Genomic DNA, 18,970 nt, shown 5'->3' with positions numbered 1-18,970 from the left:
GGCGGCATGCCCGTGGAGATGCCCCGCGCCCGGTTCGAGGAGCTCGTCTCGGACGCGCTCGACCGCGTCCCGGAGGAGTTCGCCTCCGCGATGAGCAACGTGGTGGTGCTCGTCGAGGAGCGCGACCCCGAGGACCCCTCGCTGCTCGGGCTCTACGAGGGCGTCGCGCTGACCGAGCGCGATCACACCTACGCGGGCGTGCTGCCGGACACGATCACGATCTACCGGGAACCGCTGCTGGACATGTGCGACAGCGAGGAGCACCTCGTCCAGGAGATCGCGGTGACCGTGGTGCACGAGATCGCGCACCACTTCGGCATCGACGACGCCAGGCTGCACGCGCTCGGCTGGGGGTGAGCGGCGGTCGAGCGCCTCACGCCCGGCGGCCGGCGCGCACCTCCTCGAGCCACTGGCGGGACTGGCGGAAGGCCTGCTCCGAGTCGGCCGGCCGCACGCTCGTCGGTTCCCGGTCGGCCCGCGGGTAGGAGCCGAGGAAGCGGACCTCGCTGCAGCGGCGGCGCAGCGCGGTCAGCACGTCGCCGATGCGCGCGTCGGCGACGTGCCCGTCGAAGTCGAGGAAGAACCGGTACTCGCCGAGCCGGTCCTTGGTGGGGCGCGACTCGATGCGGCTGAGGTTGATGCCGCGCAGCGCGAACTCGGCGAGCATCTCGGCGAGCGAGCCGACCTCGTCGCCGATCACGGCCGCCACCGAGGTGCGGTCGGCCCCCGTGGGCTCCGGGAGCGAACCGGGCCGCCGCACGAGCAGGAACCGCGTGAGCGCGTCCTGGACGTCGGCGACGCCCTCGACCAACCGTTCGACGCCGGAGTAGTGCTGCGCGGCCAGCGGGGCGGAGATCGCCGCGTCCACCTCGCCGGCCTGGACCGAGGCGGCCGCGGCTGCCGTCGACGCCGCCGGGCGCACTTCGGCGTCGGGCAGGTTCTCGCCCAACCACCCGCGCACCTGGGCGAGCGCGTGCGGGTGGCTCGCCACGGACCGCACGGTGCCCAGCTCGAGCCCGGGGCGGGCGAGCACGTCGAACCGCACCGGCAGCGTGACCTCCGCGACGGAGACCACCGGCTCCCCGGTGACCAGCGAGTCCAGCGTCGCCGGAACGGCGCCTTCCACCGAGTTCTCCACCGGCACGCCCGCTGCGGAAACCTCGCCCGCGCGCACCGCCCGCAGCGCCAGCGGCACGGTCTCGTAGGGCACGAGCTCCGTGTCGAATCCGGTGGGGAACCGCTCGGTCATCGCGTGCACGGCTTGTTCGCTGAACGTGGCCCACGGCCCGAGAAACCCGATCTGTGGCACGAGCCCACCCCAATCGCCGTCCGGTTCCGTCCGAGCGTCACCGTACGCAACCGGTGGGACCGGCCGACGCGCCCCGACGCAGCCGACCACTCCGGCGCGGCTCGCCCGACCTGATTACACGCGGCGAGCAAAGTCGATCAACAACTGGGAGGATTCGGAAGATGCAGGAGGCAATATCACCCGAATGCGCTTCGGTTCTCGATCAGCGCCACGTTGGGACATCGCGGTGTGACCTACTCAATCCCACGGTCGAGAATGTTCCTGCGATGCTGTGGGGCGTGACTGCGCACGCGGAGCATTCACCGGAAGGAGCGGAACCGCATCAGCTGCGGCTGGTGCTGTGCGCGTTGGACGACGACCTCGCCGCGGCCTGGCAGGAGGTCGCCGAAGGTCGGCCGGGGGTGCACGTGCACCCCGGGTCGGTGCTGGACGTGCCGGCGGACGCGGCCGTGAGCCCGGCGAACTCGTACGGCTGGATGCGCGGCGGCGTCGACGAGCGCTACGCCCGCGCGTTCCCGGGCATCGAGGAGCAGGTCCGCAGCGCGGTGCTCGCCTACCACGGCGGTGAGCTCCCGATCGGCGAGGCGCTGCTCGTCCCCACCGGATCGCGCACCCCCATCTGGCTGATCAGCGCGCCGACGGTGCGGGACCCCGCGGAACGCCTCCCGGAGGACACGGTCCACCCGTACCTCGCCGCGCGGGCCGTGCTCCGGCTGTGGGCCGAGGGCGTGCTCGAGGACGGCGAACCGGTCCGCAACGTCGTGCGGTCGATCGCCATGCCCGGCCTCGGCACCGGCGTCGCCGGTCTCGACCCGCGGCTGTGCGCGCGGCAGGTCGCCGCGGCGTGGGACGAGGCGTTCGCCCCCGCGGACCACCCGCAGCGTTGAACGAGCGCGAGCGGCGGCTTATCAGTACGGTCAGGAGCAGGGACGATCACTGCGAGGAGGCCCACTCATGCTCATGCGCCGTTTGGCTCGTCCGCTGCTCGCGAGCATCTTCATCTACGGCGGGATCCAGGAACTGCGCAACGTTTCCGCCCACGCCCCGGCCGCGTCGCACCTGCTGCAGCAGACCGCCGGCCAGATCGACGAAACGCTGCCCGACCAGGTGCCCACCGACGCCGAAACGCTGGCCCGCATCGACGGATCGGTGAAGGTCGGCGCCGGCGCGCTGCTGGCCCTGGGCAAGTTCCCCCGGCTGTCCTCGCTGCTGCTGGCGGCGAACATCGTGCCGACGACGCTGGCCGCGCACGCCTTCTGGGAGCACGCGGACGCGGAGCAGCGCGGCGCGCAGACCATCCACTTCCTGAAGAACCTCGGCGTGCTCGGCGGCCTGCTCGCCAGCGCCGCGGAGACGGGCGGCAAGACCAAGCACAACCGGTGCCCCCGCAAGGCCCAGCAGAAGGCCAAGGCGCAGCACGCGGTGGTGCACACCCCCAAGGCCCAGCAGGTGGCGCACGCCCCCAAGGGCGGCAGGGGCGGCAAGGCGGGCCGGTGCGCCAAACCCGGCAAGAAGGCGGCGAAGGCCAAGCGCTGAGCCGCGTCCCCGTTCGACCGCCGGCGACTCCGCACCTCGGGGCGGGTGCTCGGCGGCGGTCCACCGCGTCGTAGCGTGTTGACCGTGCCGGTGAAGGTGCTGCTCGTGGACGACCACGAAGTCGTCCGCCGCGGCTTGCGCGAACTGCTGAACATCGAGGACGACCTCGAAGTCGTCGCCGAGGCCGGCGGGGTGGACGAGGCGCTGGTGCGCGCCCGCGCCACCCGGCCGGCGGTCGCCGTCGTGGACATGCGCCTGCCCGACGGCGACGGGTTGGACCTGTGCCGCCGACTGCGGGAGCTGCCGTCCGCGCCGCGCTGCCTCGTGCTCACCGCGTTCGATGACGAGCAGGCGCTCGTCGGCGCGATCAACGCGGGCGCGTCCGGCTACCTGCTCAAGCAGGTCCGCGGGCAGGACCTGGTCAGCGCCGTGCGGGAAGTCGCCGCGGGCCGGTCGCTGCTCGACCCGGTGACCACGACCCGGGTGCTGGACCGGCTGCGCCAGTCCACCGCGCCCGAACCGGAAGGGCTCGCCGCCATGACCGAGCGGGAGCGGCGCGTGCTCGAGCTCATCGGCGAGGGCATGACGAACCGGCAGATCGCCGAGCGGCTGTTCCTCGCCGAGAAGACCGTGAAGAACTACGTCACCTCCGTGCTGGGCAAGCTCGGCATGGAGCGCCGCACCCAGGCGGCCGCCTGGGTCGCCCGCCACAACAGCGAGTCGTGAGCGCTCCGGCGGATCACACCCCGACCAGGGGGACTTCCCAGGTCACGGTCGTGCCGGCCTCCGGGGAGGAGTCGATGTCGCAGTGGCCGCCGGCGGCCGCGGCGCGCTCCTCCAGGTTGCGCAGGCCGCGCTTGCTCACGTCCCGCGGGATGCCGCAGCCGTCATCGGCGACCTGCAGCGACAGGCCGCCCTCCCCGCGGCGCACCCGCACGGACACCGCGCGCGCCCCCGCGTGGCGCACCACGTTGGACAGCGCTTCGCGCAGCGCGGCGCGCGCGTGGTCGGCCACCGCCACCGGCACCTCGGAGAGATCGCCGGTGATGTCCAGCTGCGGCTCCCGCCCGAGCAGTTCGCCGGCGATGCGGACCTCCGAGCGCATCGACTCGTGCAGGTCCGCCGCCTCCCGCGAGGACTCGGGGTCCGCGGAGCGCAGCGTGCGGGCGGTCGTGCGCACCTCGTCGATGGCCTGGTCGATCTCCTGCATCGTGTCGGTCAGCCGCTCGCTGTCGGCCGGCGCCAGCTGCCCCGACAACCGCCTGCCGAGCACCTCCAGCTGCATGCCCGCGGCGTAGAGGCGCTGCACGATGACGTCGTGCAGCTCGCGCGCGATCCGCTCCCGCTCCTGGTACACGGCGATGCGCTGGCGCGCCGTCGAACCCTCCGCGAGCACCAGCGCCAGCCCCGCCTGGGCGGCGAACGAGGTCAGCACGTCGACCGCGCTGCGGGCGAAGGACGTCGCACCCCGCCGCCGGTACACCGCCAGCGCGCCGAGGCGGCGCTCGTTCGTGCCGAACGGCGCGACCGCGAACGGTCCGTACACGCGCAGCTCGGCGGGCACGTAGGGCGCGGTCAGCGGGTCGTCGACGAGGTCGTCCACCACCACGGGCACACCGCTGCGGGCCACGCGGGCCGCAGCCGAGTTGGACGAGAGCACCGTGCCCACCGGGTCGCCGAGCGGTGCCGTGTCGTCGGAGGCGCCGTGCACGGCCTCCACCGTGACGCGGCCGTCGTCGCCGCGCGCCGTCACCACGCCGAGATCGGCCCCGACGAGTTCGGCGGCGCGGCGCACCACGAGCGGCAGCACCGCGTCCGGGTCGTCCGCCGCGAGCGCGGCCTTGGTGATCTCGGTGGACGCGTCGAGCATCCTGCCGGCGAGCGCGGAATCCATGGCGCACTCGACACTACCGGCCGCACGCGCAGCGGACCGCCGCCTCGCCGCACGTCACAGCGGACCGCGCCGGAGGTGGTCCCGCAGCACCCGCGCCACCCTGCTCATCAGCACCTCGGCCTCCGGCTGGTTCACCGCGGGCACGCGGGACTCGGTCAGCGCCGCGACCGCGAACGCCTGACCGTCGGCGTGCTCGACCACGCCCACCTCGTGCCGCAGGTTCAGCAGCGTCCCGGTCTTGGACGACCAGGTGGCCGCGTCCGAGGTGAAGTCGGGCGCGAGCCGCTGCCGCAGCACGTTGGCGCCCATGAGCTCCCGGACCCGTTCCGCCGCACCGGCACCGAGCCGCGACGGCCGCCACAGCTCCTGCAGCAGATCCGCGAACGCCCGCGCCGAGCCGGTGTTGGCGCGCGTGACGTCCAGCTGCGGGATGCGGTGCCCGCGCCCGCCGGTGCCGGCCTCGATGGCCAGCGAGTGCGCGAGGTGCGCTGCGCCGGAGGGGAACCACTCCGCCGGGGTGCGCACCAGCTGGCCGAGCAGGTGCCGGGCGGTGATGCCGCGCAGCTCCCACTCCCGCAGCTTCCGCGTGACCGCTGCCGGCGGGGTGAGCCCGAACAGCGCGTCCGCCGCCGCGTTGTCGCTGATCGCCAGGCTCAGGTACAGCAGGTCGTCGACGGCGATCCGCGCCGGATGCCGGAAACGGGTCACCCCGGTCGGACCGGGGGTGTCGACCCGGCCGGGCCGGACCGTCAACTCCGCCGAACCGTCGAGCTCCCCGCCCGCGATGCGTTCGGCCGTGACCGCGGCCAGCGGCACCTTGATCAGCGAGGCCACGGGGAACAGCAGGTCCGGCTCGATGCCGACTTCCCGCCCGCTGCGCAGGTCGCGCACCAGGAACGAGCCGCGCAGCCCGCCCTCGTCGAGTTCGGCGCGCAAGTCGCCGACGAGTCGCGCGGAGTTCACTCCCCGCCACCTCCGAGGCACGCCGCGACGGGTTCCCGCAGCTTCGCGCGGAGCCGTTCGGCCTCGTCGCCCACGTCGGCGGTGATCTCGTAGCCGCGCACCGGGCGGAGCTCGACGAGCGGCCGCCAGTGCAACCCGAACTCCGCGGCCTGCGCGGCGGAGCACAGCAGCAGGTCGGCCGAGCCGTAGGCGGTGGCGACCGCGGAGGTGAGCGATTCCGCCACACCGACCTGCGTCGGCCGCAGCCCCACGTGATCCCGCACGCGCATGAGCGGGTCGCGCACGTGCGGCACGTCGTCCTCCGGCTGGATCCACACCCGCCGCGGTGCACGCCCGGAACGGCCGACCCGCAGCGCCTCGAGATGCACGGAACCGCTGCGCAGCGATACCGCGCAGGCGACTCCCAGCGGCACGGTCCAGCTCGCCTCGTCGGCGGGCACGGCGACGAGCGCGGCGCGGACCTCCCCCGCGCGCACGAGTTCGGCGCGTTCGGCGGGGCACGCCGCGCGGAATTCCAGGAACAGCTCGTGCGCGCGGGCCTGGACGTCGAGTTCCGCGAGATCGCGGCGCCGGCAGAGGGCGGGCACGGCCATCCGCAGCGGCCGCAGCCGGGAGCGCTCGGCGTCCTGCTCCATCGCGTCGGCGAAGTGCACCAGCCGCTGCGCCCACGGCAGCATGTCGCGCCCGAACGGGGTGAGGTGAGCGCGGCGGGCGGAGCGGTCGAAGAGCCGGTCGCCGAGGTGCGCCTCCAGGGCCGCGACGCGGCGGCTGGCCACCGGTTGCGGGATGCCGATGCTCGCTGATCCGCCGGTGAAGCTGCCGATCTCGGCGACGCTCACGAACGCGCGGCAGCCGCTGACCAGGTCCACGCGCTCATCCTATGCGATCCGGGCATCGAAGTTCCGGTTCGCGTCTTGGAAAGCATGGCGCCGTCCGGTCGAGACTCGCGGCAACCGACCGGAGAGGACCTTCCATGCGATTCCTGCCACGGGCCGCGGCGGCCCTGCTGGTGCTGTGCGCGCTGCTCGGCTGCACACCCCGGGACGGGCAGCGGGCAGTGCCGCCGACGCAGGCCTCCGCGGAGGCCGAGGAGCCGGACTTCGCCGGGCTGGAGCGCCGCTCCGACGCCCGGATCGGGGTGTACGCGGTGGACACCGCGACGGGCGCGGAGGTCACCCACCGCGCCGACGAGCGGTGGGCGTTCGCCTCCACGATGAAGACGTTCACGGCCGCTGCCGTGCTCCGGGACAACGGCGCCGGCGGGTCGCGCGAGCGGGTCCACTACACCCGCGGGGACCTGGTGGCGCACTCCCCGGTGACCGAGCAGCACGTGGACACCGGCATGACGCTGCGCGGGCTGCTGCGCGCCGCCGTCCGGGACAGCGACAACACCGCGCAGAACCTGCTGCTGCGCGAGCTCGGCGGGCCGACCGGGCTGCAGCGGTGGCTGCGCGCGATCGGGGACACCACCACGCGCGCGGACCGGTTCGAACCGGCGTTGACCGAGACGACGCCCGGCGACCTCCGGGACACCAGCACGCCCCGGGCGCTGGCGGCCGATCTGCGCTCCGTCGCGCTCGGGGACGTGCTCCCGCCGGAGGAGCAGGAGGTCCTGCTCGCCGCGATGCGCGACTCGCCGCTCACCGCGGACCTGATCCAGGCGGGCGCGCCCGCGGGCTGGCGGGTCGAGGACAAGTCCGGCGCCGCCGACCACGCGACCCGCAACGACATCGCGGTGCTGCACCCGCCGAACCGCGCGCCGATCGTGCTGGTGGTGATGTCGGACCGGCCGGAGGCCGAGGCGGGAGCCGAGCACGAGGACGCCCTCGTCGCGGAGGCCGCGCGGCGCGCGCTCGCCGCGCTCCCCTGAGGCAGCGCGCCTGCCCCTTGCCGAGCACCTCACCCGGAAGGAGGGTTTGAACATGTCGCGGGAAGTGCGCAAATCCCTGGGCACGGGTGCGGCGACCGCGAAGGTGCGGGCGGGAGCGCAACGGGAGTGCGCACCGCAGGGCGGCACCGCGCGGTGCAGCGGGAGCGCGGCGCGGGGCGCTGAGCTCCGCCTCAGGTGAGCGCCGCGGGGGCGCTCCGGTGCGGGTCGTGTCCCGGTGCGGCTCCGGTGCCGGTGCCGGTCCGGTCGCGGAGCACCGCGACCTGACCGTCGGCCACGCGGAGCACGACGTCGGCGTGCTCGGTCTCGGCCCACCGGTGCGTCACGTGCACCACGGTGCGGTCGCGCAGCGCCCGCCGCAGGCAGGTGACCACGGAATCGGCGGTCCCGGTGTCCACGTGCGCCGTCGGCTCGTCGAGCAGCACCAGCGCGGCCTCCTCGTCGAGCAGCGCCCGCGCCAGGGCCAACCGCCGCGCCTCGCCGCCGGACACGGCCAGCCCGTCCGCGCCGACCACCGCGTCCAGGTGCTCGGACCAGCCGGCCAGCCCGGCCAGCCGCAGCGCCCGGCCGAGGCGGGCGTCCGAGGCCTCCGGGTCGGCCACGCGCAGGTTCTCCCGCACGGTCGTGGACACCAGCTGCGGTTCCTGCGGGCACCAGGACAACCGCGGCGGCGCGGCGACCGCGCCGCCCTCCGGGACGAGGTGCCCGAGCAGCAGCGCCACCAGCGTCGACTTGCCGCCGCCGGACGGGCCGACCACGGCCACGTGCGTGCCCGCCGGGATCCGCAGGTGCACATCGCGCAGCGCCGGTTCGGCGGCCCCGGGCCACCGCGCCGTCACCCCGCGCAGCTCCACCGACTCCGCCGGCTGCGGCGCGCAGCGCTGCTCGGCGCACTCCTCGGCGGCCGCGAGCACCGGCGCGACCCGCCGCTGCGCGGCGCGCAGCGCGGAGGCCTGCTGGGCGGCGGGCGGGAACAGCCCCACCGCTTCCGCGGCGGCCAGCGGCACCAGCCCCAGCACCGGTGCCAGCTCCGGGGCCAGCGCCCCGCTGGAGACGGCCGCGGCCCCGGTCCAGACCCCGCCGAGCACGGCCACCCCGATCGCCAGGGTCTGCACCGCGGTGGCCGCGCCCGATCCGAACGCCGCCCGCCGCGAGCGCCGCGTCAACAGCGCGTCCGCCGCGGCCAGTTCCCGGCGCTGCCGCGCGTCGGCCCCGAAGGCCACGTGCTCGGCGATGCCGTCGAACAGGGCGAACACCCGCGCGGCCACGCTGCGCCGTCCCGCGGCCGCGGCCGCGGTGGCGCGGCGCTCCGCAGCGAGCGCGACGAGCGGTCCGGCCACCGCCGCGGTGATGCCGCCGCCGGCCAGCCACCACCCGGCCGCGGGCAGCACCGCAACCTGCACCGCGATCGCCCCGAGCAGCACCACCCCGCCGACGGCCGGGGGGAGCAGCACGCGCGGGACGAGGTCGCGGATCGCGTCCACGTCGTCGACGAGCCGGCGCAGCCCCTCCCCGCGGCGCAGACCGGCGGTGCGGGCGGGTCCGAGCCGCACCAGCGCGTGCCACAGCTGTTCGCGCAGCCGGCCGGACAGGCGGAACGCGGCGTCGTGGCTGACGACGCGCTCCACGTAGCGCAGCACCGCCCGGGACAGCGCGAACGTGCGCACGCCGACGACGGCCACGGTCAGCGCCATGATCGGCGGCTGCTGCGAGGCCCGCGCGATCAGCCACGCGGAGGTGGCGGTCAGCGCGAGACCGGACAGCAGCGACAGCGCGCCCAGCGCGATGCCGGCGAACGCGCGGGGCGTGAGCAACCGCCGCACCCGCCGCGCGCGGGGTCCGTCCACATCGGATTCACCGGCGATCTCGCGGGTCCCGCCGTCCGCCGCGTCCGCGGCCGGTGCCGGTTCCTCGGGGCGGTGGCTGGCGAGCACCACCACGTGGCCCGCTCGCGCGGCGCGGTGCACCGCCGCGTCGACCCGCCGCGCCGCGTCCACGTCGAGGTTCGCGGTGGGTTCGTCCAGCAGCAGCACGCGCGCGTGCCCGCGCAGCCGCAGCAGCGCCCGCGCGACCGCCACGCGCTGACGCTCCCCCGTGGACAGCCGGTCCACCGGGCGGTGCAGCAGCGCCGCGGCGCCGATCTCCGCGAGCACGGTTCCGGCGGCCTCGCCGGTGCCGGGCGGCTGGTCGGACACGGCCAGGGCGAGCTCCTCGGCCACGGTGCCGCCGCTGAACGCGGGCCGCTGCGGCACCCACGCCACGCGCTGCCGCCAGGCCGCCGGGTCGAGCTCGTCCAGCGCGGTGCCGCCGTAGCGGACCTCGCCCTCGTCGGCGCGGGTGAAGCCCAGCAGCACCGACAACGTGGTGGACTTGCCGCTGCCGCTCGGACCGAGCCCGCCGAACCCGTCGAGCCGCAGGACCTCGCCGGGGCGCGCGGTGAAGCCGACCCCGTCGGGCGCGCTGCCGGCGCGGCGCAGCACCCGCAGGTCGCGCACTTCCAGGGGGGCGGCTTCCCGCGGGGGCGGGGTGGTGCCGCCGCGGTGCTCCGCGGGCTCGTCGCGCAGCGCCTCGTCCACGCGCCGCACCGCCTCCACCCCGTCCTCGCTGGCGTGGTGCGCCGAACCGACGGAGCGAAGCGGCAGGTACACCTCGGGGGCGAGGACGAGCACCATCAGCCCGGTGGCCAGGTCGAGGTCGCCGCCGGCCAGGCGCAGCCCGATGCCCACCGCCACTACGGCCACCGACAGCGAGGCCAGCAGCTCCAGCACGAGCGCGGACAGGAACGCGATGCGCAGCGTGGCCATCGTCGTGCGCCGGTGCTGTTCGCTGACCCGCCGGACGACGTCGCCCTGCTTGCGGGCGCGGCCGAAGGCGGTGAGCACGCCGAGCGCGCGGACGAGCTCCAGCAGCTGGGCCGAGAGCCGTTCGACGGCGCGGGCCGCGCGGCTGGTGCGGTGCTCGGTGTAGCGGCCGACGAGCCAGCCGAACAGCGGGATCAGCGGCACGGTGAGCACGAGCACCAGCGCCGAGATCCCGTCGTGCAGCAGGATCCACGCACCGATCGCGGGCGGCACGACGCCGGCGGTGATCAGCGCCGGCAGGTAGCGGGTGAAGTACGCGTCGAGCGCGTCCAGCCCGCGCGTGGCCACTGTGGACAGTTCGGCGCGACCGCGCCGGTCGACCCACTCCGGTCCGCGCCGCACCGCGGCGTCCACCAGGTTCCGCCGCAGCTCCGCCTTGGCCCCGGCAGCGGCGCGGGCGGAGACCGCCTCGGTGGCCCAGCCGATCGCGGCGCGCGCGGCGATCGCGGCGGCCAGCACCACCAGGTGCGCGGTGACCTCCGCCGGTGCGGCGGCGCCGGTGACCACGGCGGCGAGCGCGCTCGCCAGCGCCCACGCCTGCACCACGAGCGCGGCGGCCTGCGCCGCCGCCAGCGCGCCGCCGAGCACGAGGGCGCGCCGCGCGGACGTCGACAACCGCGGCAGGGCTCCCAGCGGGGACATCGGCCTCCTGGTCGCTACTCGATGTCCGCTGTCCGGGGCGGGCGGTCGGGGGTAGCTGGGAGTGCAGGAGGTTCCGCTACGCATGCGCAAACGCCCTAACAAAGTCCTACGGCCTGTTTCATAAGCGGTGTAGCCGCTTGTCCTTTCACCACCCGCGCAACGTGCACCGCCGCCACGGAAGCCCGTACGCAGCCCACATGTGAAACTCTTCCTGGTGTCAGTGCGCGTGCACGGGGATGTGGTGCGTGCCGATCCGCTTGCGGAACACCCAGTACGTCCAGCCCTGGTAGATGAGCACGGCCGGTGCGCCGATCAGGGCGGTCACGCTCATCACGGTCAGCGTGTACGGGCTCGACGAGGCACCGGCGACCGTCAGCGACCACTCCGGGTTCAACGTGGACGGGATGACGTTCGGGTGCAGCGCGCCGAACAGCGTGACGACCACCGCGGCCAGGCTGATCCCCTGCAGCGCGAACGCCTGGCCCTCGCGCCAGGCCGCCATCCTGGCCAGTGCCGCCAGCGCGGCCAGCAGCGCGATCGCCAGCGGCACCCAGGTCCAGGCGCCGCCCTCGGCGAGCTGCGCCCACAACGCCAGCGCGACCACCGGCGCCAGCAGCGGAACGCCGCCGTAGACCGCCAGCCGGTGGGCCCGTTCGCGCACCTCACCTTCGGTCTTGAGCGCGAGGAACACCGCACCGTGCAGCACGGAGAAGGCGCACACGGCCACGGCGCCGAGCACGGCGGGACCGGTGAACACCCCGTACCACGGTCCGACGCGGTCACCGATCGCGTTCAGCGGCATGCCGAACACCGACAGGGTGAGTATCAGGCCGACGACCAGCGGCGAGATGTAGGACGACAGCACGATCACCACGTCCCAGGTGCGGCGCCAGCGCGGCGAGTCGACCTGGTGGCGGTACTCGAAGGACACGCCGCGGCCGATGAGCGCCAGCAGCAACAGCAGCAGCGGCAGGTACGCGGTGCTGAACAGCGCGGCGTACCAGGCCGGGAAGGCGGCGAAGGTGGCGGCGGCGGCGACGATCAACCACACCTCGTTGCCGTCCCAGACGGGTCCGATGGTGTTGATGAGCACGCGCCGCTCCTGCTCGTCGCGCCCGAGGATCGGCAGCAGCATGCCGACCCCGAAGTCGAAGCCCTCCAGGAAGAGGTAGCCCAACCAGAAGAAGGCGATGACGATGAACCAGACGGTGGGCAGATCCATGGGTCGTGTCCTCGCTTGACGGTGCGTCTCAGTACGCGAACGACAGGGCTTGGTCCTCGCCGTCCCCTCCGGAGCCGGACGACTCCTCCTCGGTGATCCCGCCGCGCACGACGCGGACGATCAGGAACAGCTCGACGACGAGCAGCACTCCGTAGACCGTGCCCAGCGTGATCAGCGAGGTGAGGACCTCGCCCGCGGCGAGGTTGCCGGACACGGCCTGCGCGGTGTGCAGCCAGACACCGTCCACTCCGGACGGATCCGGGTTGGGGGCCACGACCCACGGCTGGCGGCCCATCTCGGTGAACACCCAGCCGGCGATGTTGCCGAGGAACGGCAGCGCGATGCTCAGCACGGCGCCGAGCGTCCAGATGCCGTGCCGCGGGAACCGCCGCTTGCGGGTGAGCACGAGCACGAGCACCGCGCCGAGCGCGGCCAGGCCGCCGAAGCCGATCATGAGGCGGAAGCCCCAGTAGGTCACCGGCAGGTTCGGCACGTAGTCGACGGGCTGGCCGGCCAGCGGGCCCAGCCGCGGGTCGTCGGGGTAGTGCGTGCCGAAGTTCTCCTGGTACTGCGGGATGAGCGACTGCACGCCCTCGACCTCGCTGCTGAAGTCGCCCTCGGCCAGGTACGACAGCACGTAGGGGACGGTGAAGCTCTTGACTTCCTCGCAGTCGGGCCGGCTGACGTCGCCGACGGCGAAGATGGAGAACGACGCGGGGGCTTCGCTGTGGCACAGCGCCTCGGCCGAGGCCATCTTCATGGGCTGCTGCTGGAACATGAGCTTGCCCTGGAAGTCACCGCTGATCGCCAGGCCGATGAACGCGACCAGCCCGACCCAGGCGCCGAGCCGCAGCGAACCGTGCCAGGCGCGGTAGTTCTCCTCCTCGCGGTCCGAGCCGCGGTGGTGGCGCCACAGCTGCCAGGCGGAGATGCCGATGAGGAACGACCCGGCCACGGCGAAGCAGCCGAAGATGGTGTGCGGCCACGCGGCCCACAGGGTGCTGTTGCCGAGCACGGCTCCGATCGAGGTCAGGCGCGGGCGCCCGTCGACCATCTCCACGCCGACGGGGTGCTGCATCCACGAGTTCGCCGCGAGGATGAAGAACGCCGAGAGCACCGTGGCCAAGGAGAACGCCCAGATGCAGGCGAGGTGCACGCCCTTGGACAGCCGCCCCGCCCCGAAGATCCACAGGCCGAGGAACACCGACTCGACGAAGAACGCCATGAGGCCTTCCATGGCCAGCGGCGCGCCGAAGACGTCCCCGACGAACCGGGAGTAGGCGTTCCAGGCCATGCCGAACTGGAACTCCTGCACGATGCCGGTGACGACGCCCATGGCGAAGTTGATCATCATCAACTTGCCCCAGAACAGCATCATCTTGCGGTACCGCTGCTTACCGGTGCGGTACCACGCTGTCTGCATCGCGGCGACGAGGATGGACAGTCCGATCGTCAGCGGGACCATCACGAAGTGGTAGACGGTCACGATGCCGAACTGCCAGCGGGCGATGTCGAGCAGGTCCACGACTCCACCCTGTCTCGGTGACGATCGACTGCGCAGAGTCAGATGTCCCGATTCCCACGGTCGGAGGTCGCCGGTTCGGCGGGACTTTCGTCCCGCGAACCGGCGACCTCCCGGTGAGCGGACATGCGATCACTCGACGCGCAGTTCGCGCAACCCCGCGTGCTTCTCCGCATCGGCCGGCCCCGTCAGCTCCACCCGGACGAACCGGGCCAACCGGGGGTTTTCCGGCTCGGCCGGGGTGGGCGTGAAGTGCTCCCCGTCCAGCGAGGTGGACAGCCGCACCTGCTCCGGCCGCACCTCGGAGAACTGCGCGACGATCCTGCCGACCTGCTGCGGCCTGCCCAGGTCCGCGGTCAGCGCGCCGGAGCGCTCGTCGAGCACCCACGCCGTCGCCTCGCTGCCGTCCACGGCGGCCTCCGCGTACTTGCCCGGCTCCGCCGAGGTGGCCTGAGCCGGCTGGCAGCGGGCCACGTTGTCCGTGGGCACCCGGTCGGGTCGCCGCGTCTTCATCGTCAGCGGCGCCCCGTCGCTGACCACGCGCTCGCCCTCCGGGGTGCGCACCGTGAACGGCTCGCCCGAGCGCAGCTCGACCGTGCTCGTCTCGCCCCCGAGGCGGACGTCGAACGTGCGGCCCTGCCAGTGCAACCCGGTCAGCTCCACACCGCCCTCGGCCAGCTGCGGCGGCAGCATCGGGTCCAGCTCCACGGCGTCCTCGCGCAGCCGCAGCCCGGTCAACCCGTGCGTGAACGCCTGCTGGAAACCACCGCCACCGGTGAGGAAGTTCAGCGCGGGAGCGCCCGCGTCCTCGCCCGCGGTCTCCCCGCGCGCCTCCGAGAACTGCGCGAACGGCTCCTCCATGAACGGACGCACCGAGCGCTCGAGGTACGTGTTCGTCACGCACCCGGGCTCGCCGATCTCGGCGGCGTCGATGGCGTGCACCGCGTCCGTCATCGCCGGGCCGTCCGGATCGGTGCGCTGCGCGTAGTAGTCGAGCGTGTTGCGCGCCACCTCGTCGGACATCGGCCACTCCAGCGGGTACTGCAGCAGCACCGTGTCGGCCTGCTTGATCTCGTGCCCGTCGTAGCCCGCGTACTGCACGAACCGCTCGTTCTGCGCGTCGAACGGGATGCGCAGGTTGTCGGCGATGTGCCGCCACTCCTGCGGCGCGTCGGCACCGATGACCTGCGCCGCGCGGGCGGCCTTGCGCAGCGCGATGGCCGCACCGGCGTTGGTGAACACGCCGTCGTCGACGCCGTTGCTGTACTCGTCCGGTCCGGCGACGTTCTCGATCGAGTAGCTGCCGTCGTCGTTGGGCGTGACGCGGCCGGCCCAGTACCGGGCGATCTCCCGCATCACCGGCCAGCCGTGCTCGCGCAGCCACTGGCGGTCGCCCGTGGCCAGGTAGTACTGCCACGCGGCGAAGGCGACGTCGCTCTGCAGGTGGTTCTGCGTCAGGCAGTGCGGCGGGTCCCAGCTGTGGCAGTCCTCCTGCAGGTCACCGCTGTTGGCGCTGGTCCACGGGTAGAACGCGCCCTGCTGGCCGATCGCGGAGGCGTTCCGCTTCGCTGCCGGCAGCAGCTTCTCCCGGTACTCCACCATCGACTTGGCGATCTCCGGGTTCTGCAGCAGCAGGTTCGGGTACATCCACAGCTCGGTGTCCCAGAACGCCAGGCCCGCGTAGTTGTCGCTGCTCAGACCGGCCGGCCCGAGGGCGTGGGCCCCCTCGGCGCGCGTGCTCGACAGCACCGCGTAGCGCGTGGACCGCAGCCACCGCTGCATGTCCTCGCGCCCCGGCGTGCGCACGTCGCTGCGCCACAGCTGCAGCCACTTGCGCACGTGCTCCTCCCACACGCCGTCCCAACCGCGGTCGGCGGCGCTGCGGGAGTGCTTCGCGGCGGCGTCCGCGTGCTGCCGGCCGGTGTCCACGCCGACGAACTTCGTCAGCTGGTAGCTGCGGCCCTGCTGCACCGGGAACGCGACCCGCTGCCGCGCGGTCAGCCCGTCCCGGCCGTGCCCGGCCGGTTCGGCCCGCACCCCCGGACCCGCCCGCAGGGTCGAGGCGAGGCTGCCGGTGTCGCCGACCTCGGTGGTGCTGAAGCTGACGTGCTGGGTGGAGCCCGCGCGCCCGCCGCCGGTGGCGTGCATGCGCCGCGCACCTCGGCCGTCGAGCGCGTCGGTGACGCGGACTTCGCCGCTGTAGTGCGGGGTCACCGTCACCCGCACCGCCCCCACGTGCCGGTCGGCGCGGTCGGCGAGGACCTCGTAGACGAGGTCGGTCTTCCTGCCGTCCGGTGCGGTCCACGTCAGCGAGGTGCTCAGCAGTCCGCAGCGGACGTTGAGGGTCTGCTCGAACCCGGAGATCCGCCCGGCCGGTGTGTCCGAAGTGTACTGGTGCTCGCCGGTGCCGACGTTGAGCGTCGACCACGTCGGCAGCGCCGCGATCGCGCGGCGCTGCCGAGGGGACTGCGACGTCGGCGCCTTGCCGTACGTCCCCGCCACGAAAGCCCCGTCGTAGCGCGGAGTTTCCAGCGGGAAGCCGGTCTCCTCCCCGGTGGCCGCGTAGCCCATCCCGTTCGGCGGCACGCGCTGCGACAGCAGGCCGTTGCCGACGAAGGCGTGCCGGGTGTACGCGTCGTCGAGGCGCCGCGTCGACATCTCCCACCCGGGTCCCGCGGCGCAGCGCGGGTCCTCCGCGGCCGCCCCGGCGGCGCGCGCGTCCGAACCGCCGGGGGACGCGTCGGCGCGGGACGGCCCCGCGGACGCCGGTGGAGCCCCGGCCAGCGTCGCGGCCAGCAGCGCGCTGCCGAACAGCCCCGCAGTGCGTGAGTACCTCATCCGATCACCCCGGAAGATCGCATCCGAATCGATTGACCGGGGAGCTAAATCTCTTTCGCCCGTTCAGTCAACCGAGACGCGGGATCTCCGGCGGATCCGCCAGAACCCGCTTCCGGTGATCGGAAAAGCGGTGGTGGGGCTTCCGGAACCACGGCCGCGACGGCCGCCCCCGAGCACCCGCCCCGCAGCGCAGCGCTCCGGCCGCGAACCGCGCGCGCAGCGCTCCCTACCGCCGGGGCGCGGCGAGCACGGTCCCGGTGACCTCGCCGAGCCCCACGACGGAGCCCTCCGGCCCCGGAGCGCTGCCGGTGAGCGTCACCCGGTCGCCGTCCTGCAGGAACGTGCGCTGCTCGCCGTCGTCGAGCGTGACCGGCTCGGCCCCGCCCCAGGTGAGCTCGAGCAGGCACCCGCGCTGGTCCCGCTCCGGACCGGAGACGGTTCCCGAGGCGTAGAGGTCGCCCGGCCGCACCGACGCGCCGTTGACCGTCAGGTGCGCCAGCTGCTGGGCCGGCGACCAGGACATGTGCACGAACCGGGGCTGGGCGACGGGGGTCTCGTTGCACCGCACCGCCAGGCGCAGGTCGAGCCCCCACGGCTCGTCCTCCACCAGGTACTCCTGCAGCGGGTGCTCCGGCTTCGGCACGTCCACCCGGGCGTGCTCGAACGCCTCGAGCGGGGTGATCCACCCGGACATGGACGTGGCGAACGACTTCGACAGCATCGGCCCGAGCGGCTGCGACTCCCACGCCTGGATGTCCCGCGCCGACCAGTCGTTGACGAGGACGACGCCGAAGACGTGCTCCGGCAGCTCGCCGGGGCGCAGCTGGCTGGCCGGTTCGCCGCCGCAGACGAACCCGACCTCGCACTCGAAGTCCAGCCGGCGCGTCGGGCCGAACGCCGGCTGCGCGTCCCCGGAGGCGCGGCGCTGGCCGCACGGGCGGTGGATGTCCGTGCCCGACACGCACACCGTCCCCGCACGCCCGTGGTAGGCCACGGGCAGGTGCGTCCAGTTGTCCGTCAGCGGGCTCGTGGCGCGGCGCAGGATCCGCCCGACGTTCTCCGCGTGGTGCCGGGAGGAGTAGAAGTCGACGTAGTCCCCGACGGTGAACGGGCGCACCAGGGTGTGCCAGTCGGTGCGGACCAGTTCCGCACCGCGCGGCGCCCGCTCCGCCGCGACGATCTCGATCAGCCGCTCCCGCAGTTCCCGCCACCGCTCGCGGCCCGCGGCCAGCAGCGGGTCGAGCGAGTCCCCGCTGACCAGCTCGGCGAGCCGCGGGGAGAGCTGGTCCGCGATGCCGCGCAGCGGCAGGGCGTGCCGCCCCACCCGCACCGCGACGACCGGTCCACCACCGGTCACCAGCACCCCGTAGGGCAGGGTCTGCGGCCCGAAGGGCTTGTCCGCGGCGAACTCGGGATCGTCGATCCAGCTCACAGCAGTTCCAACCTTTCCAGGTCGGTTACCGGATCAGTCGGCGAAACAGCACCGCAGGAGGCGAACACGTCCCGCACCGCGCTCGCCGCCGCCTCGGACAGGGACCGGGCCTCCTCGGCGAGCGCAGCGCCGTCCGTGCTCTCCAGGGCCGCGCGCACGTCCTTGCCGGACAGCGAGCGGGCCGTGGCGACCAGGAGGTTGAGGAAGCCGTGGCACACGGTTCCGGTCCCCTCGTCGGCGCCGCGCACCGCGGCGTGCATGCCTGTGGTCGTTTTGAACGGTACGTCCAGGCTGCTGGCCACCGCGAGGAACTCGGCCACGACGTCCACCGATGGCACCGATTCGGGGGTGTGCCCGGCGCACCGGAGCTTCGGCCAGCACCCGTGCTCGGCCACCCGGCGAACGCCCTCGAGCCACTCGGCGCCGCCGCGGCGCGGCTCCACGACGCGCACGACCTCCTCGGGCACGAACTCGGAGACGCGCTCCAAGAACTCGTCGTCGACGTCGGACGGGGCGGGCATCTCCACCATGCGCAAGTCCAGCAGCTCCTGTCTCCCCTCGATGATGGACAGGGCCTTGGGTACCCCGCCGAGCCCGCTGTCGCACACCAGCGAGAGGGGCACGGGGCTGCTGGGCTTGATCTTGGCCAGTTCGGTGATCAGCTCGGGAAGTCTGGACGCGGGGCACAGCAGCGGCCCCAGCACGCCGGCGTACTCCCCGCCGCGCACGTCGAGGTGCGCGGACACCGCACCCGGGGCGGAAGCGGTGTCGCTGGAGAACAGCGACGCGTCATCGACCAGACGGGCGAACAGGGGCGGGATGCCGCGCGGACCGGGCGCGCGTAGCTCAACAGCGCTTGACAC

Annotated in this window: 15 protein-coding genes; 5 read left to right on the top strand and 10 right to left on the bottom strand. The window is 73.9% G+C overall.

All coding sequences use genetic code 11. The features are described from left to right. Positions 1 to 6 precede the first annotated feature (6 nt). A complete protein-coding gene (locus ACVGV0_RS00475) occupies positions 7 to 357 on the top strand; it encodes a metallopeptidase family protein (protein ID WP_459157865.1) in 351 nt (116 codons plus the stop codon). A gap of 16 nt (positions 358 to 373) precedes the next feature. Here ACVGV0_RS00475 and pheA read toward each other — a convergent pair whose 3' ends face one another. Beyond that, on the bottom strand, positions 374 to 1,309 hold the full coding sequence (gene pheA, locus ACVGV0_RS00470; RefSeq protein ID WP_459157864.1) for a prephenate dehydratase: 936 nt from the start codon (positions 1,307 to 1,309) through the stop codon (positions 374 to 376). Positions 1,310 to 1,575: 266 nt separating this feature from the next. Between pheA and ACVGV0_RS00465 the strand changes: the two genes are divergently transcribed. The 3 genes from ACVGV0_RS00465 (at position 1,576) to ACVGV0_RS00455 (ending at position 3,571) form a co-directional block, all read left to right on the top strand. Further along, a complete protein-coding gene (locus tag ACVGV0_RS00465; protein ID WP_459157863.1) occupies positions 1,576 to 2,196 on the top strand; it encodes a macro domain-containing protein in 621 nt (206 codons plus the stop codon). A gap of 67 nt (positions 2,197 to 2,263) precedes the next feature. After that, positions 2,264 to 2,845, top strand: a complete 582-nt coding sequence (locus tag ACVGV0_RS00460) for a DoxX family protein (RefSeq protein ID WP_459157862.1) — start codon at positions 2,264 to 2,266, stop codon at positions 2,843 to 2,845. Between the two features lie 84 nt (positions 2,846 to 2,929). After that, complete coding sequence (locus ACVGV0_RS00455) at positions 2,930 to 3,571, top strand: response regulator (RefSeq protein ID WP_459157861.1); 642 nt, start codon at positions 2,930 to 2,932, stop codon at positions 3,569 to 3,571. A gap of 13 nt (positions 3,572 to 3,584) precedes the next feature. Here the strand turns inward: ACVGV0_RS00455 and ACVGV0_RS00450 are convergent, their stop codons facing one another. Genes ACVGV0_RS00450 through ACVGV0_RS00440 form a run of 3 tightly spaced genes read right to left on the bottom strand, consistent with a single transcriptional unit; the run spans position 3,585 to position 6,571 of the window. Next, entirely contained in the window at positions 3,585 to 4,739 is a 1,155-nt protein-coding gene (locus ACVGV0_RS00450) for a sensor histidine kinase (protein WP_459157860.1), read from the bottom strand. Positions 4,740 to 4,793: 54 nt separating this feature from the next. Continuing rightward, positions 4,794 to 5,702 (bottom strand): serine hydrolase, encoded by a 909-nt coding sequence (locus ACVGV0_RS00445; protein ID WP_459157859.1) that lies wholly within the window; start codon positions 5,700 to 5,702, stop codon positions 4,794 to 4,796. Continuing rightward, entirely contained in the window at positions 5,699 to 6,571 is an 873-nt protein-coding gene (locus tag ACVGV0_RS00440) for a LysR family transcriptional regulator (protein WP_459157858.1), read from the bottom strand. The genes ACVGV0_RS00445 and ACVGV0_RS00440 overlap by 4 nt, the downstream gene beginning before the upstream one ends. 104 nt (positions 6,572 to 6,675) lie before the next feature. Between ACVGV0_RS00440 and bla the strand changes: the two genes are divergently transcribed. Next, on the top strand, positions 6,676 to 7,572 hold the full coding sequence (gene bla / locus ACVGV0_RS00435) for a class A beta-lactamase (protein WP_459157857.1): 897 nt from the start codon (positions 6,676 to 6,678) through the stop codon (positions 7,570 to 7,572). A gap of 191 nt (positions 7,573 to 7,763) precedes the next feature. Here bla and cydD read toward each other — a convergent pair whose 3' ends face one another. The 6 genes from cydD to ACVGV0_RS00405 form a co-directional block, all read right to left on the bottom strand. Continuing rightward, positions 7,764 to 11,093 carry a thiol reductant ABC exporter subunit CydD gene (cydD, locus tag ACVGV0_RS00430; RefSeq protein ID WP_459157856.1) on the bottom strand — a complete coding sequence of 1,110 codons (3,330 nt, stop codon included), beginning with the start codon at positions 11,091 to 11,093 and terminating at the stop codon, positions 7,764 to 7,766. 217 nt (positions 11,094 to 11,310) lie between these two features. Further along, on the bottom strand, positions 11,311 to 12,315 hold the full coding sequence (gene cydB / locus ACVGV0_RS00425; protein WP_459157855.1) for a cytochrome d ubiquinol oxidase subunit II: 1,005 nt from the start codon (positions 12,313 to 12,315) through the stop codon (positions 11,311 to 11,313). A gap of 28 nt (positions 12,316 to 12,343) precedes the next feature. After that, positions 12,344 to 13,840 (bottom strand): cytochrome ubiquinol oxidase subunit I, encoded by a 1,497-nt coding sequence (locus tag ACVGV0_RS00420; protein ID WP_459157854.1) that lies wholly within the window; start codon positions 13,838 to 13,840, stop codon positions 12,344 to 12,346. Positions 13,841 to 13,969: 129 nt separating this feature from the next. Continuing rightward, positions 13,970 to 16,675: a glycosyl hydrolase family 65 protein gene (locus ACVGV0_RS00415; RefSeq protein ID WP_459157853.1), complete on the bottom strand. Its 2,706-nt coding sequence runs from the start codon at positions 16,673 to 16,675 to the stop codon at positions 13,970 to 13,972. 226 nt (positions 16,676 to 16,901) lie between these two features. Then, positions 16,902 to 18,107: a fumarylacetoacetate hydrolase family protein gene (locus tag ACVGV0_RS00410; RefSeq protein ID WP_459157852.1), complete on the bottom strand. Its 1,206-nt coding sequence runs from the start codon at positions 18,105 to 18,107 to the stop codon at positions 16,902 to 16,904. Further along, complete coding sequence (locus ACVGV0_RS00405) at positions 18,104 to 18,970, bottom strand: hypothetical protein (protein ID WP_459157851.1); 867 nt, start codon at positions 18,968 to 18,970, stop codon at positions 18,104 to 18,106. The genes ACVGV0_RS00410 and ACVGV0_RS00405 overlap by 4 nt, the downstream gene beginning before the upstream one ends.

The sequence above is a fragment of the Salinifilum ghardaiensis genome, assembly GCF_054491345.1.
This window is presented reverse-complemented; position numbering and strand designations above follow the sequence as displayed.

What these genes read in the sequence shown, in the direction of transcription:
- ACVGV0_RS00465 (WP_459157863.1), top strand. Translation starts at nt 1,576, where the DNA reads ATGCTGTGGGGCGTGACTGCGCACGCGGAGCATTCACCGGAAGGAGCG.
- ACVGV0_RS00450 (WP_459157860.1), bottom strand. Translation starts at nt 4,739, where the DNA reads ATGGATTCCGCGCTCGCCGGCAGGATGCTCGACGCGTCCACCGAGATC.
- cydB (WP_459157855.1), bottom strand. Translation starts at nt 12,315, where the DNA reads ATGGATCTGCCCACCGTCTGGTTCATCGTCATCGCCTTCTTCTGGTTG.
- bla (WP_459157857.1), top strand. Translation starts at nt 6,676, where the DNA reads ATGCGATTCCTGCCACGGGCCGCGGCGGCCCTGCTGGTGCTGTGCGCG.
- ACVGV0_RS00475 (WP_459157865.1), top strand. Translation starts at nt 7, where the DNA reads ATGCCCGTGGAGATGCCCCGCGCCCGGTTCGAGGAGCTCGTCTCGGAC.
- cydD (WP_459157856.1), bottom strand. Translation starts at nt 11,093, where the DNA reads ATGTCCCCGCTGGGAGCCCTGCCGCGGTTGTCGACGTCCGCGCGGCGC.
- ACVGV0_RS00415 (WP_459157853.1), bottom strand. Translation starts at nt 16,675, where the DNA reads ATGAGGTACTCACGCACTGCGGGGCTGTTCGGCAGCGCGCTGCTGGCC.
- ACVGV0_RS00460 (WP_459157862.1), top strand. Translation starts at nt 2,264, where the DNA reads ATGCTCATGCGCCGTTTGGCTCGTCCGCTGCTCGCGAGCATCTTCATC.